The organism is Kitasatospora sp. NPDC127067, from assembly GCF_042724755.1.
GTDB classification, from domain to species: domain Bacteria; phylum Actinomycetota; class Actinomycetes; order Streptomycetales; family Streptomycetaceae; genus Kitasatospora; species Kitasatospora lactacystinica.
The window spans coordinates 1-14,344 of record NZ_JBHXEM010000002.1 but is presented as its reverse complement, the minus strand read 5'-3'; the positions used below and the strand labels follow the sequence as shown (position 1 = coordinate 14,344).

Here is a 14,344-nt window from a genome sequence, read left to right as displayed (position 1 = left end):
ATCCCCGGCGAGGAATCCCCGGTGAAGTCCTGCCGCGGGGCGTGATAGACCGGACGACACTATGAATATCTCTGTCTTCTGCTCCGCGTACTCGCTCGACGACCGCTACTCCGCCCCCGCCGCGGAGTTCGCCCGGCTCCTGGGGGAGGGCGGGCACACGCTGGTGTGGGGCGGCTCGAACGCCGGGCTGATGGGGCTGCTCGCCGACGAGGTGAAGGCGGCGGGCGGCAGGCTCGTCGGCGTGATGGTCGAGATGCTGCGGCACAAGGCGTACGTCGGCGCCGACGAGCTGGTGTGGACGGCCGACCTGCCGGAGCGCAAGGCCGAGCTGGCCTCGCGGGCGGACGCGATCGTCGTGCTGGTGGGCGGGCTGGGCACCCTGGACGAGGTCACCGAGGTGCTGGAGCTCAAGAAGCACGGGATGTTCGACAAGCCGGTGGTGGTCCTGGACACCGAGGGCTTCTACGCGGGCCTGCGCACCCAGATGGAGCGGATGGACGCCGAGGGCTTCCTGCCGCGCCCGCTCGCCGAGCTGATCACCTTCGCGGACACGCCCGCCGAGGTTTTCGCCCAGCTCAAGGCCTGATTGGATCACGACCATGGCTGCACATCTGATCACTGGCGCCGGCTCCGGCATCGGCGCCGTACTCGCCGAGCGACTCGCCGAGCGCGGGGACGAGCTCTGGCTGCTGGCCCGCGACGCCCGTCGGGCCGCCCAACTGCGCGAGCGCTTCCCCGGGGCCCGCACCCTCGTCGGGGACCTCGGCGATCCGGCCAAGCTGTCCTGGGCCTTCGGCCACCAGCAGCTGCCGGTCGAGCTGGACTCCCTCCTGCACGTCGCGGGCACGGTCGAGCTCGGCCCGGTCGGCGACCTGACCCCCAAGGCCTGGCAGGAGACGCTGAACGTCAATCTCGTCGCCCCCGCCGAGCTGACCCGCCTGCTGCTGCCGTCGATCCGGCTGGTCAAGGGCCATGTGCTCTTCGTGAACTCCGGCGCGGGCCTCAACGCCCACGCCGAGTGGTCGGCGTACGCGGCCAGCAAGCACGGCCTCAAGGCGCTCGCCGACGCGCTGCGCCAGGAGGAGCACGCCAACGGTGTCCGGGTCACCTCCGTCTACCCGGGCCGCACCGCCACCGCGATGCAGGTGAAGGTGCACCAGCAGGAGGGCAAGGAGTACGACGCCGGCCGCTGGATCGAGCCCGCGTCCGTCGCCAGGGCGATCCTCGCCGCCCTCGACGCCTCCCGGGACGCGGAGATCACCGACATCACCGTCCGCCCCGGGCGGTAGCGCGCCGCACGGGAGGTCGGCCGGTCCGACTTTCCGTGCGCGCACCGGATGTCGGCCCGGCCTCCGCGTGCCCGACGGCCCCGCTACCGAGCCCCGCGCCCGGCACCGGGGCCGTCCGGCTGAGTAGGCTCGGGCGGGTGAGCACCCCACACACCTTCCCCGACCTGCGCGGCGCCGCCACCGGCGTCGGCTCGCTGCCCGGCACCGACGCCCGGGAGGCCGCCAAGACCTCCACCGGGGCACTGGAGCACCTGCCGTTCCTGCCCGAGCTGCCCGCCCGCGGGCCGGGCGCCGACATGATCGGGCGCGGCGCCGGCCTGCTGGTCGAACTGTTCGCGCAGACCGAGCCGAGCGGCTGGCGGTTCACCGACCGTCCGGGCCGGGACACCCGGCGCGCCCACTCCTGGCTCGGCGAGGACCTGGACGCGCTGGAGGAGTTCACCCAGGGCCACCAGGGCGCGCTCAAGGTCCAGGCCGTCGGCCCCTGGACGCTGGCGGCGAACATCGAGCTCAAGCACGGCGAGAAGGCGCTCGCCGACCCCGGCGCGTGCCGCGACATCGCCGGCTCGCTCACCGAGGGCCTGCGCCGCCACCTCGCGGACGTCCGCAGGCGGGTGCCCGGCGCCGAGGTCGTGCTGCAGCTGGACGAGCCCTCGCTGCCCGCCGTCCTGGCCGGGTCGGTGAAGACCGCCAGCGGCTTCCAGCGGCTGCGCGCCGTCGACCGGCAGGTCGCCGAGGAGGTGCTGCGCGAGGTGATCCGGAACCTCGACGCACCCGTGGTGGTGCACAGCTGCGCGCCGGACGTCCCGGTCCCGCTGCTGCGCCGCGCCGGGGTGGCCGGGATCTCCCTCGACTTCTCGCTCCTCACCGAGCGCCAGGACGACGACCTCGGCGAGGCCGTGGAGGGCGGCACGACGATCCTCGCCGGTGTCGTTCCCGCCACTGACCAGGCGGTGTCCGACCCTGCCGGTAGTGTCCAGGGTGTCAGGACCTTGTGGCGCAGGCTCGGGTTCGCCCCGGAGCTGCTGGGCCGCCGCGTGCTGGTGACACCGACCTGCGGGCTGGCCGGGGCCTCCCCGGCGTACGCGCGCAGGGCGCTGTCGTCCGCGGTGCGGGCGGCACAGAGCCTGGTGGACAACCCGGAATGAGAGTGCAGGAGGGCTTGCGGTGACGGCTGTCGAGGGCTGGGAGGACGTCCCGGCGGAGGTGCGCGGGCGGCACGCCGAGCTGGCGCAGGAGATCACCGACCACCGGGCCCGGTACTACGAGCAGGACGCGCCCGTCGTCAGCGACGCCGAGTTCGACGCGCTGATGCGGGAGCTGGAGGGGATCGAGGCCGAGCACCCGGCCCTGGTCACCCCGGACTCGCCGAGCCAGAAGGTCGGCGGCGCGGCCACCGGGCTGTTCGCCGAGGTCGAGCACCGCGAGCGGCTGCTCAGCCTGGACAACGCGATGGACGACGAGGAGCTGTCCGCCTGGGCCGAGCGGGTCGCCACCGAGCTGCAGGGCATCGACTACCACTACCTGTGCGAGCTCAAGGTGGACGGCCTGGCCGTCAACCTCACCTACGAGAACGGCCAGTTGGTGCAGGCGGCGACGCGCGGCGACGGCCGGGTCGGCGAGGACATCACCCCCAACGTCCGCACCATCAAGGAGATCCCGCACCGGCTCAAGGGCGAGAACATCCCGGAGCTGGTGGAGATCCGCGGCGAGGTCTACTTCCCGACCGAGGAGTTCGACGCGCTCAACGCCTCCTTCGCGGAGGAGAACGAGCGCCGCCGGCAGGAGAACGAGGAGCGCGCCAAGGAGGGCAAGCGGCCCCGGGCACTGATCCGGCTGTTCATGAACCCCCGCAACGCCGCCGCCGGTTCGCTGCGCCAGAAGGACCCGCACGTCACCGCCTCCCGCCCGCTGCACATGGTGGTGCACGGCATCGGCGCCCGGGTGGGCTTCGACATCGACAACCAGTCGCACGCCTACCGGCTGCTGCACGACTGGGGCCTGCCCACCGCCCGCCACAACCAGGTGGTGAAGACGCTCGCCGAGGTGCGGGCCTTCATCGAGCACTTCGGCGAGCAGCGGCACTCGGTCGAGCACGAGATCGACGGCGTCGTGGTGAAGGTGGACGAGATCGCCCTGCAGGGCCGGCTCGGCGCCACCTCCAAGTCCCCGCGCTGGGCGATCGCCTGGAAGTACCCGCCGGAGGAGGTCACCGGGAAGCTGGCCGAGATCAAGGTCGGCATCGGCCGCACCGGCCGGGCCACCCCGTACGCGGTGCTGGCCGAGCCGGTGAAGGTGGCCGGCTCGATGGTGCAGTACGCGACGCTGCACAACCAGGAGGTCGTCAAGGCCAAGGACGTGCTGCTCGGCGACACGATCGTGCTGCGCAAGGCCGGCGACGTCATCCCGGAGATCCTCGGCCCGGTCTACGACCTGCGGGACGGCACCGAGCAGGCCTTCGTGATGCCCTCGCACTGTCCGGAGTGCGACAGCGAGCTGCGGCCGATGGCCGAGGGCGACATCGACCTGCGCTGCCCGAACGCGGAGCGCTGCCCGGCCCAGATCCGGGAGCGGATCGCCTTCCTCGGCGGGCGGCAGTGCCTGGACGTGGAGGGGCTGGGCTATGTCGCGGCCACCGCGCTGACCCAGCCGCTGGAGCCGGCCGAGGCGCCGGTGCGGAACGAGGCCGACATCTTCCGGCTGACGCGGGAGAAGCTGCTGCCGATCAAGGTGCTGGTCCGGGACCCGAAGACCGGCATGCCGAAGCTGGACGACAGGACGGGCAAGGAGAAGGAGGTCTTCTTCTTCGCCACCACCAAGGGCGAGCCGAAGAAGTCGCTCCAGGCCCTGATCGACAACCTGGACGCGGCGAAGGGGCGGCCGCTGTGGCGGTTCGTCAACGGGCTGTCGATCCGGCACGTCGGTCCGGTCGCCGCGCAGGCGCTGGCCCGGGAGTTCCGCGATCTGACGAAGATCTTCGAGGCGAGCGAGGAGCAGCTGGCGGCCGTCGAGGGGGTCGGCCCGACCATCGCCCGCTCGATCCGGGAGTGGTACGCGGAGGAGTGGCACCGGGAGATCCTCCGGAACTGGGAGGCGGACGGCGTCAGCTTCACCGAGGAGTTCGCGGACGAGGAGGAGGCGGAGCGCCCGCTGGAGGGCCTGACCGTGGTGGTGACCGGCACCCTGGCCGGCCACACCCGGGACGGCGCCAAGGAGGCGCTGACCTCGCGCGGAGCGAAAGTGACCGGTTCGGTTTCGAAAAAGACCGATTTTGTGGTCGCTGGTGACAACCCTGGGTCCAAGTACGACAAGGCTGTTCAGCTCGGCCTGCCGGTCCTGGACGACGCCGGGTTCGCCGTCCTGCTCGCCGACGGGCCGTCCGCCGCCCGTGCCCACCTGGGGCTTCCGGAGCCGGAGGAGGCCGGGGAGGCGGAGAAGGAGCCCGTCGGGGACTGACCCGGAGCGGACCCGAGCGGTCGGTGACCGGATCGGTGTTGTTATCGTCCTGATGCAACGTCACCGGGTGCCGCACAGTGAAAGCGGGCATTGTGTCACTGTGCGGCACCCGAGAGCGGTGGCGCGTTTCCGGTTGTCCGAAAGTCTGCCCACCGGGTGGACCCCGGCATACCCTGGAGCGCAACAGAGTGTCAGCAGGGGTGGGGGCACCGGCTGGGCCGGTGTTCCGCGGGGTCGCTCCATGCCCGGCAGCTGTCGGTACCGGCACGGTGCCTCACCGTAAGGCGGCCCGACGGGGCGGGCCCGACGGAGGACAGGGCTTATGGATCGTACGACCGGCGGTGCGCCCACACGCCCGCCGCAGGGGGTGGCGGGTGCGGTCCTGCTGCTCGGCGTGCTGCTGGCCGGAGCCGCGCCGCTCATCCCGCTGGCCGTCCTGGTCTACCGGTACGAACCCGAGTTGCTGCCGCTGTTCGCCGTGCCCCTGGCGGTGCTGGTGGCGGCCTGGCGGATCGCCCGGGACCGCGCCCGCGACCAACTGACCGACCCGCTGACGGATCTGCCCAACCGTCAGGCCCTGCTGTTGGCCGCCCAGGAGGCGATCGCGGAGTGTGGTCAGGGCTACAGCGTCGGTCTCATCCTGCTCGATCTCGATCGCTTCCGATCACTCAACGACACACTGGGTCATACGGCCGGTGACCGGCTGCTGGTTCACATCGCCCGCCGGCTGCACCGGGCCCTGCGCTCCGGCGGACCGGCCGGCAGCGCCACCCGGGAGTCCATCGACGACGTCTTCGCCGGCCTGCCCCGGCACTACCGCCGAGGCCGCCCGATGGTGGCCCGGATGGGCGGCGACGAGTTCGCCGTCCTGCTGCCCGGCATCAACTGCCCGGACAGCCTGGAGCGGGTCGCCAAGGCGCTGATCGCCGAACTGGCCGCCCCGATCCGGCTGGACGGGCTGCTGCTCGTCCTGGAGGCCAGCGGCGGCGTCTGCGTCTACCCGCAGCACGCCCAGGACGCCGAGGCCCTGCTGCGCCGGGCCGACGTCGCGATGGGCCACGCCCAGCGCGGACACTGCGGCGTCGCCCAGTACGACGAGACCCAGGACGCCGACACGCCGTACCGGATCGGGCTGTTGGGGGACCTGCGCCGGGCGCTGGAGACCGGCGAGGTGCAGCTGCACTACCAGCCGAAGGTGGCCTTCGACGGCCGGGTGGTCGGCCTGGAGGCCCTGCTGCGCTGGGAGCGCCCCGGCCAGGGGAAGGTCCCGCCGGACGAGTTCGTCGGGCTCGCCGAGTCCAGCGGCCTGATGCCCCGGCTCACCGACTACGTGCTGGAGGCGGCCGTCGGCCAGCTCGCGTACTGGCGCGACCAGGGCCTCCAGGTGCAGGTCGCGGTCAACGTCTCGCCGCGCGACGTGCTCAACCCCGGCTTCGCCCAGCGGGTCGCCGGCCACCTCGTGCGCCACCAGGTGCCGGCCCACGCGCTCCAGCTGGAGATCACCGAGCGGCTGCTGCTGGACGACTCCCGGCGGGCCGCCGACACCCTGGCCGAGCTGCGCGGCTACGGCGTCGGGATGTCCCTGGACGACTTCGGCACCGGGCACTCCTCGCTGGTGCGGCTGCGCAGCCTGCCGGTCGGCGAGCTCAAGATCGACCGCTCCTTCGTCTCCCGGATGGTCGCCGACGACCACGACGCGGCGGTGGTCCGCTGCTCGGTGGAGCTCGCCCACTCGCTGGGCCTGACCGTGGTCGCCGAGGGCGTCGAGGACGACGAGACCTGGGAGCGGCTGCACTGCATGGGCGTGGACGCCGTCCAGGGCTGGCTGGTGTCGGCCGCGCTGCCGGCCGAGCAGGCCACCGCCTGGCTGCGGGTGCACCGCACCGGCGCCCCGCCGGTGGAGCGGCTCGGCCTGCCGCCCCAGCTGCCCGCGGGCTTCCCGTCGGTCCCGAACGCCAAGCCGATCGCCCCGCCGGCCAGGCCCCCGGTGCTGCCGCCGACACTCCCGCCGGTCCGGCCGCCGGTCATCCCGCCCACGCTGCCGCCGGTGGCCCAGGTGGTGCAGGCCGCGCACCGGGAGATCAAACCGCAGGGCTGGGCCCGCACCCGGCCGCAGTAGCCCGCCGGAGGTCGCGGTCCGGCCCCGGGGAGGGCCGGTGACGGGCGCCGCGGCTCACTCGTTGGCCGGGGCGGGGGACGGGCCCCATAGGATGGGGTCCAAAGACCACGAGGACGGAGCGCCGGAACCGGCTGCTCCTGCCCGGGCCCGGCACCGCCCGCAAGGCACAGCCGGGTCTCACCAGAACTCACCCTGAGGATCGCTGCATGCCTGGCATCACGCGCGAGGAGGTCGCCCACCTCGCCCGGCTGTCGCGTCTTGAGCTGAAGCCCGAAGAGCTGGACCACTTCGCCGAGCAGCTCGACGTGATCATCGGCGCGGTCGCCCGCGTTTCCGAGGTCGCCGGACAGGACGTCCCGCCGACCTCCCACCCGCTGCCGCTGACCAACGTCATGCGTGCGGACGAGGTCCGGCCGTCGCTCACCCCGGAGCAGGCGCTGTCCGGCGCCCCCGCCGCCGAGGAGCAGCGTTTCCGTGTGCCGCAGATCCTCGGGGAGGACTGACCGAGATGACCGAGCTGATTCGCTTCACCGCTGCCGAGACCGCGGGCGCCATCGCCAAGGGCGAGGTGTCCGCCGTCGAGGTCGCGCAGGCCCACCTTGACCGCATCGACGCCGTCGACAAGAAGGTCAACGCCTTCCTGCACGTCGACACCGAGGGCGCGCTGGCCGCGGCCAGGGCCGTCGACGAGAAGCGCGCCAAGGGCGAGGAGCTGGGCCCGCTGGCCGGCGTCCCGCTCGCGCTCAAGGACGTCTTCACCACCAAGGGCATCCCGACCACCTGTGGCTCGAAGATGCTCGAGGGCTGGATCCCGCCGTACGACGCCACGCTGACCAGCCGTCTCAAGGACGCCGGCGTGGTCATCCTCGGCAAGACCAACATGGACGAGTTCGCGATGGGCTCCTCCACCGAGAACTCCGCGTACGGCGTGACCGGCAACCCGTGGGACCTCTCCCGCATCCCCGGCGGCTCCGGCGGCGGTTCGGCCGCCGCGCTGGCCGCCTTCGAGGCCCCGCTGGCGATCGGCACCGACACCGGCGGCTCGATCCGCCAGCCCGGCGCCGTCACCGGCACCGTCGGCGTCAAGCCGACCTACGGCTCGGTGTCCCGCTACGGCCTGGTCGCGTTCTCCAGCAGCCTGGACCAGGGCGGCCCGTGCGCCCGCACCGTGCTGGACGCGGCCCTGCTGCACGAGGCCATCGCCGGGCACGACCCGCTGGACTCCACCTCGATCGACGCGCCGGTGCCGGCCGTGGTCGAGGCCGCGCGGATGCGCGACATCCGCGGCATGCGGATCGGCGTCGTCAAGGAGTTCGCCGGCGAGGGCTACCAGGCCGGCGTGATGCAGCGCTTCAACGAGTCGGTGGAGCTGCTGCGCGAGCTGGGCGCCGAGGTCGTCGAGGTCTCCTGCCCGTCCTTCACCCTGGCGCTGCCGGCGTACTACCTGATCGCGCCGTCGGAGTGCTCCTCCAACCTGGCCCGCTTCGACGCGATGCGCTACGGCCTGCGGGTCGGCGACGACGGCTCGCGCTCGGCCGAGGAGGTCACCGCGCTGACCCGCGAGGCCGGCTTCGGCGACGAGGTCAAGCGCCGCATCATCCTGGGCACCTACGCGCTGTCCTCGGGCTACTACGACGCCTACTACGGCTCGGCCCAGAAGGTCCGCACGCTCATCTCGCGCGACTTCGACGCGGCCTTCGCGGGCGTGGACGTCCTGGTCTCGCCGACCACGCCGACCACCGCCTTCCCGATCGGCGAGCGCGCCGACGACCCGATGGCGATGTACCTGGCCGACCTGTGCACGATTCCGTCGAACCTGGCGGGCAACGCGGCCATGTCGCTGCCGGTCGGCCTGGCCCCGGAGGACAATCTCCCGGTCGGCCTCCAGATCATCGCACCCGCGATGGCGGACGACCGCCTGTACCGCGTGGGCGGCGCCGTCGAGGCCGCACTCAACGACAAGTGGGGGCACACCCTGCTGGAGGAGGCACCGGCACTGTGAGCAAGATCGAGAAGACCAAGGGCTCCGGCTCCCTGAAGGGCTTCAAGCACTCCAAGCCCGGTCTGTGGCTGTCCATCGGCACCAGCGCGTTCGGTGCGATCTCCGTGGCCAAGGACGTCCGCAAGGCCCGCGAGGAGAGCGACACCCTCAAGCTGGTCAACGCCCTGGTCGGCGCCGCCGCGCTGGTCACCGGCACCGCCCTGCTGGTGCGCGAGCTGCGCCGGCTGGGCTCCGACGACGTGCTGCTGGGCTGAGCTGAGCTAAGCGCCCTGGCCCGGCCCCCGCGCGACGCGGTGGCCGGGCCCGTACCTCCCAAGCTTCAAGTGAGAAGGGACGCTGTGAGCGTCATGAACCTGGTCTCCTACGAGGACGCTCTCGCGTCGTACGACCCGGTGATGGGCCTTGAGGTCCACGTCGAGCTGGGCACCAAGACCAAGATGTTCTGCGGTTGCTCGACCGAGCTGGGTGCCGAGCCGAACAGCCAGACCTGTCCGACCTGCCTGGGCCTGCCGGGTTCGCTGCCGGTGGTCAACGCGGTCGGCGTGGAGTCGGCCGTCAAGATCGGCCTGGCGCTGAACTGCGAGATCGCCGAGTGGTGCCGGTTCGCGCGGAAGAACTACTTCTACCCGGACATGCCCAAGAACTTCCAGACCTCGCAGTACGACGAGCCGATCGCCTTCAACGGCTACCTCGACGTGCAGCTGGAGGACGGCTCGACCTTCCGGGTGGAGATCGAGCGCGCCCACATGGAGGAGGACACCGGCAAGTCCAGCCACGTCGGCGGGGCCACCGGTCGCATCCACGGCGCCACCCACTCGCTGCTCGACTACAACCGGGCCGGCATCCCGCTGATCGAGATCGTCACCAAGCCGATCGTCGGCGCCGGCGAGCGCGCCCCCGAGGTCGCCAAGGCGTACGTCGCCGAGCTGCGCGAGGTGATCCGTTCGCTCGGTGTCTCCGAGGCCCGGATGGACAAGGGCCAGATGCGCTGCGACGTCAACCTGTCGCTGCGCCCGAACGGCACCGAGACCTTCGGCACCCGTTCGGAGACCAAGAACGTCAACTCGCTGCGCAGCGTGGAGCGGGCGGCCCGGTTCGAGGTCCGGCGGCACGCCACCGTGCTGACCGACGGCGGCACCATCGTCCAGGAGACCCGCCACTTCCACGAGGAGGACGGCTCCACCACCTCGGGCCGGATCAAGGACAACGCCGAGGACTACCGCTACTTCCCCGAGCCGGACCTGGTGCCGGTGGCCCCCACCCGCGAGTGGGTCGAGGAGCTGCGCGCCGCTCTGCCCGAGCTGCCGCGGGTGCGCCGTGCCCGGCTGCAGGCGGAGTGGGGCCTGTCCGACAAGGACATGCAGTCGGTGCTCAACGCCGGTGCGGTGGGGCCGATCCAGGAGACCATCGCGGCCGGTGCCCCGGCCGACCAGGCCCGCAAGTGGTGGATGGGCGAGCTGGCCCGTCGCGCCAACGAGACCGGCACCGAGCTGAGCGAGCAGCCGATCACCCCGGCGCAGGTCGCCCGGGTCGCCGCGCTGGTCGCCGAGGGCAAGCTCAACGACAAGCTGGCCCGTCAGGTCATCGAGGGCGTGCTGGCCGGCGAGGGCGAGCCGGACGGGATCGTCGAGAAGCGCGGCCTGGCCGTGGTCTCGGACGACTCCGCGCTGGGTGCCGCGGTCGACCAGGCCATCGCCGAGAACGAGGCGATCGCCGCCAAGATCCGCGACGGCAAGGTCCAGGCCGTGGGCGCGCTGGTCGGCGCGGTCATGAAGGCCACCCGCGGCCAGGCCGACGCCGCCCGCGTGAAGGACCTGATCCTGGAGAAGCTGGGTGCGGCCTAGGCTGTCGACCCTGCCTTCCTAAGGAATCTAAGGCATCTAAGGCCCTCTAAGTAAGGCCTAAGGCCCCGTCTCACCTATGTATCTGGGTGAGGCGGGGCCTTAAACCATTTTTGGAGACCGATCTAAGGCATCCGGGCCCCGGAAGATGCGGCACGCTCCCGATGCGGCACCCCCCACTGGCGGAGGAAGCTCTTACCTGTCAGCAAGACGGAGTGGAAAACCCGAGGGGGAACCGGAAATGATCGAGTACCAGACCTTCCAGCAACAGGCCCACGAGCTCGTGGCCCGCGCCGAGCACGAGCGCCTGGTGCGCGAGGCCAAGGAGGCCCGCCGACTGCGGCAGCGTCCGGTGGCCACCCGCTTCCAGCGGCGCCCCGTGCGTCGGCCCGAATGCTGACGGTGCGGCACCACGGCGGTGCCGAAGGAGCTCCGGAGGGGGAGACGCTCACCAGCGTCTCCCCCTCCGGGCATTCGGGTCCTTCGACCCGTTCGCCAGGGGAGATAACCCCTCGGCCGGGCCCCACCGGCTATGGCATGCTCGCCTCCATGCAGCAGACATCGGTCAGCCCCGTCTTCGTCGGCCGCGGCAGCGAGATCACCGAGCTGACCGACGCGCTGCGCCGCGCCGGCACCGGCAGCCCGCAGGCCATCCTGATCGGCGGGGAGGCGGGGGTCGGCAAGACCCGGCTGCTGGAGGAGTTCCTGGAGCGGGCGGCCGCCCGCGGGGCGGTCACCTCGCTCGGCAGTTGTCTGGAGGTCGGCGCCGAGGGCCTGCCGTACGCGCCGCTGGCCGCCGCGCTGCGCCGGCTGCACCGCTCGCTGGGCCCCGAACTGGAGGCCGCCGCGGCCGGCAGCGAGAGCCACCTCGCCCTGCTGCTCTCCGAGCTCGGCGAGGTGGACGGCGAACCCAACGACGAGTACAGCCGGGCCCGGCTGTTCGAGCACACCGCGAGGCTGTTCGAGCGGCTCGGCGCGGAGCGTACCCTCGTCCTCGCCGTCGAGGACCTGCACTGGTCCGACCGCTCCACCCGCGAGCTGCTCGCCTTCCTGGTGCGCACCCTGCACCGGTCCCGGGTGCTGCTGGTCGCCACCTACCGCACCGACGACCTGCACCGCCGGCACCCGCTGCGCCCCTTCCTCGCCGAGCTCGAACGGCTGCGCACCGTCCAGCGGCTGGAGCTGGCGCGGTTCGACCGCCGCGAGGTGGCCGCCCAGCTGGCCGGCATCCTCGGCACCACCGTCCCCGACCGCCAGCTGGTGGACCGCATCCACCGCCGCTCGGAGGGGAACCCGTTCTTCGTCGAGGAGCTGGCCACCGCCTTCGAGGACGGCTGCGGAGCCGGGCTGACCGACTCGCTGCGGGACATCCTGCTGGTACGGGTCGAGGGCCTGGACGAGGAGGCCCAGCGGGTGGTGCGGATCGCCGCCGAGGGCGGCTCGCACGTCGAACACGCCCTGCTGGCCGCCGTCCTGGACGACGACGAGGAGGCGCTGATCGAGGCGCTGCGGGCGGCCGTCGGCGCCAACATCCTGCGTCCGGACAGCGAGGGCGAGGGGTACCGGTTCCGCCACGCGCTGGTCCGCGAGGCGGTCTCGGACGACCTGCTGCCCGGCGAACGGCACCGGATCAACCGCAAGTTCGCGCTCGTCGTGGAGGCCCAGCCGCAGCTCGTCCCGGGCGACGCGCTGGCCGCCCGGCTGGCCAACTACTGGTACCACGCGCACGATCCGGCCCGCGCCCTGCCGACGGCCCTGGACGCCGCCCGCGCGGCCCGCCGCCGCAACGCCTTCGCCGAGCAGCTCGGGATGCTGGAACGGGCCCTGGAGCTGTGGGACATGGTCTCCGAGGAGGTGCTGGCACACACCCTGCGCCCGTACGACTGGGCCGAGACCTACCCGCCGGGCTCCTGCGACCACAGCGCCGCGGACGAGGACTGTGACCGGATCCAGCTGGTCGACGTGCTGGCCGAGGCGGTGGTCGCGGCCCGGCGCTGCGGCGACCGGGAGCGCGGCCTGAGCCTGGCCAAGCGCGGGCTGCGGCTGGTCGACGAGGCGGAGCACCCGGTGCGCGCGGCCTGGTTCCGGATCAACCGGGCCCGGATGCTGGGCAGCCTGCGCCGCTCCGGCGACGAGGAGGAGATCGCGAACGCGCTCCGGCTGGTGGAGCACCTGCCGCCGACCGCGGTCCAGGCCGAGGTGCTCGCGCTCGGCGCCGGGACGGCGATGCTCAAGAAGCCGACCGCGGAGGCGATCGAGCTGGCCGAGCGGGCGATCCGGATCGCCGAGGAGGTGGGCGCCCACTCGGTCGAGGTGCACGCCCGGATGACCCTCGGCGGCCTGCGCTACGACGTGCAGGGCGACGCCGAGGGCGGGCTCGCCGAGCTCGCCGGGGCGGTCGAGCGGGCCCGCCGGCTGGGCGTGCCCGATCTGCTGCTGCGCGGCATCAACAACCTGGCCAGCATGCAGCGCGGACTGGGACACCCCGAGGACGCGGTCCGACTGGCCCGGGAGGGCCTGGAGTTCGCGGACGGCAACGGCCTGCTGCGCAACATCGGCGCCATCCTGACCGGCAACCTGGTCGAGGCGCTGACCGACCTCGGGCGGGTCCGGGAGGCCGCCGAGGTGCTGGCCGGCTACGAGGCGGCCAGCCCGACCGGCACCCACGCCGAGTTCCTGGACCGGATGCGCGGCGAACTCGCCCTGCTCAAGGGGGACCTGGCCACCGCGGGGACCATGCTGGCGCAGGCCCGGGCGGCCAACCGGGTCGGCCAGGTCCAGCACAGCGTGCCGATCAGCCGGCTGGCGGTGCGGCTCGCGGCGCTCGGCGGCCGGCCGCTGGAGGCCCGGGCCGAAGCGCTCGCCGTGCTGGAGGAGGACGGCCGGCTCGGTCACGAGTCCGACGTCTACCCGCTGCTGGCCGAGGCCGCGACGGTGGAGGCGGACAGCCGGGGCCTGCCGCAGGCCGGGGCGGGCCGGCCGGGGGCGCTGGCCGCGATCGCGGCGGCCGCCGCCGAGCTGCGTCCCCGGGCCCCGCTGCACCACGGCTGGGCCCGGCTGCTGGAGGCCGAACTGGCCCGCGCCGAGGGGGCGGACACTCCGGAGGTCTGGGCCGCCGCGGTCGAGGCGCTGCGGCCGACCGGCCTGCCGTACCCGCTGGCACAGGCCCTGCTGCGGGCCGGCGAGGCCGAGGTGCAGGCCGGCCGGCGCGAGGCCGGCGCCGAACTGCTGCGCGAGGCGGCCGAACTGGCGGCCGTCCGGGACGACCGGCTGCTCGGCGGGCAGATCGCCGCGCTGGCCGAGCGGGCCGGACTGAGCCTCGCCCCGGCCGAGCGGTCGGCCGCGGTGCCGGCCCAGGCCGCCGGGGACTCCTTCAACCTCACCCCCCGTGAGCGGGACGTGCTCCGCCTGCTCGCGCGCGGCTGGACCAACCGGCAGATCGCCGAGGAGCTGTACATCTCTCCGAAGACCGCGAGCGTGCACGTCTCCAACATCCTCGGCAAGCTCGCGGTCGGCGGCCGGGGCGAGGCGGCCGCACTGGCGCACCGGCTGCGGCTGTTCCCGGACGATCTGGCCTCCTCGGGCCGCTGAGCAGGGCCCCACGGCGGCCCCCGACCGGGTCCGACCCGTCCCGGGC

At 73.0% G+C, this 14,344-nt stretch carries 11 protein-coding genes; all 11 read left to right on the top strand.

Annotated elements, in window-relative coordinates:
* Positions 1 to 61 precede the first annotated feature (61 nt).
* The 11 genes from ACFWJ4_RS01250 (at position 62) to ACFWJ4_RS01200 (ending at position 14,298) form a co-directional block, all read left to right on the top strand.
* A complete protein-coding gene (locus ACFWJ4_RS01250) occupies positions 62 to 586 on the top strand; it encodes a TIGR00730 family Rossman fold protein (protein WP_380538116.1) in 525 nt (174 codons plus the stop codon).
* 13 nt (positions 587 to 599) lie between these two features.
* A complete protein-coding gene (locus tag ACFWJ4_RS01245) occupies positions 600 to 1,289 on the top strand; it encodes an SDR family oxidoreductase (protein ID WP_380538114.1) in 690 nt (229 codons plus the stop codon).
* A gap of 137 nt (positions 1,290 to 1,426) precedes the next feature.
* Positions 1,427 to 2,437 carry a methionine synthase gene (locus tag ACFWJ4_RS01240; RefSeq protein ID WP_380538112.1) on the top strand — a complete coding sequence of 337 codons (1,011 nt, stop codon included), beginning with the start codon at positions 1,427 to 1,429 and terminating at the stop codon, positions 2,435 to 2,437.
* Between the two features lie 19 nt (positions 2,438 to 2,456).
* Entirely contained in the window at positions 2,457 to 4,745 is a 2,289-nt protein-coding gene (gene ligA, locus ACFWJ4_RS01235; RefSeq protein ID WP_380538110.1) for an NAD-dependent DNA ligase LigA, read from the top strand.
* A gap of 322 nt (positions 4,746 to 5,067) precedes the next feature.
* Complete coding sequence (locus tag ACFWJ4_RS01230; RefSeq protein WP_359901535.1) at positions 5,068 to 6,864, top strand: bifunctional diguanylate cyclase/phosphodiesterase; 1,797 nt, start codon at positions 5,068 to 5,070, stop codon at positions 6,862 to 6,864.
* Between the two features lie 206 nt (positions 6,865 to 7,070).
* Positions 7,071 to 7,367: an Asp-tRNA(Asn)/Glu-tRNA(Gln) amidotransferase subunit GatC gene (gene gatC / locus ACFWJ4_RS01225; RefSeq protein WP_030057414.1), complete on the top strand. Its 297-nt coding sequence runs from the start codon at positions 7,071 to 7,073 to the stop codon at positions 7,365 to 7,367.
* 5 nt (positions 7,368 to 7,372) lie between these two features.
* Entirely contained in the window at positions 7,373 to 8,866 is a 1,494-nt protein-coding gene (gatA, locus tag ACFWJ4_RS01220; RefSeq protein WP_359901538.1) for an Asp-tRNA(Asn)/Glu-tRNA(Gln) amidotransferase subunit GatA, read from the top strand.
* Complete coding sequence (locus ACFWJ4_RS01215) at positions 8,863 to 9,120, top strand: hypothetical protein (RefSeq protein WP_359901541.1); 258 nt, start codon at positions 8,863 to 8,865, stop codon at positions 9,118 to 9,120. The genes gatA and ACFWJ4_RS01215 overlap by 4 nt, the downstream gene beginning before the upstream one ends.
* A gap of 84 nt (positions 9,121 to 9,204) precedes the next feature.
* A complete protein-coding gene (gatB, locus tag ACFWJ4_RS01210; protein WP_359901544.1) occupies positions 9,205 to 10,710 on the top strand; it encodes an Asp-tRNA(Asn)/Glu-tRNA(Gln) amidotransferase subunit GatB in 1,506 nt (501 codons plus the stop codon).
* Between the two features lie 238 nt (positions 10,711 to 10,948).
* Positions 10,949 to 11,107 carry a hypothetical protein gene (locus ACFWJ4_RS01205; protein ID WP_380538108.1) on the top strand — a complete coding sequence of 53 codons (159 nt, stop codon included), beginning with the start codon at positions 10,949 to 10,951 and terminating at the stop codon, positions 11,105 to 11,107.
* A gap of 149 nt (positions 11,108 to 11,256) precedes the next feature.
* The gene (locus tag ACFWJ4_RS01200; protein WP_380538106.1) at positions 11,257 to 14,298 is read left to right on the top strand and encodes an AAA family ATPase; all 3,042 of its coding nucleotides are present in this window, start codon (positions 11,257 to 11,259) and stop codon (positions 14,296 to 14,298) included.
* Positions 14,299 to 14,344: the final 46 nt, after the last annotated feature.

Bases quoted from the DNA above. Each gene is read 5' to 3' on its own strand.
- ACFWJ4_RS01250 (WP_380538116.1), top strand. From the start codon at position 62: ATGAATATCTCTGTCTTCTGCTCCGCGTACTCGCTCGACGACCGCTAC.
- ACFWJ4_RS01245 (WP_380538114.1), top strand. From the start codon at position 600: ATGGCTGCACATCTGATCACTGGCGCCGGCTCCGGCATCGGCGCCGTA.
- ACFWJ4_RS01230 (WP_359901535.1), top strand. From the start codon at position 5,068: ATGGATCGTACGACCGGCGGTGCGCCCACACGCCCGCCGCAGGGGGTG.
- gatC (WP_030057414.1), top strand. From the start codon at position 7,071: ATGCCTGGCATCACGCGCGAGGAGGTCGCCCACCTCGCCCGGCTGTCG.
- gatA (WP_359901538.1), top strand. From the start codon at position 7,373: ATGACCGAGCTGATTCGCTTCACCGCTGCCGAGACCGCGGGCGCCATC.
- ACFWJ4_RS01205 (WP_380538108.1), top strand. From the start codon at position 10,949: ATGATCGAGTACCAGACCTTCCAGCAACAGGCCCACGAGCTCGTGGCC.
- ACFWJ4_RS01200 (WP_380538106.1), top strand. From the start codon at position 11,257: ATGCAGCAGACATCGGTCAGCCCCGTCTTCGTCGGCCGCGGCAGCGAG.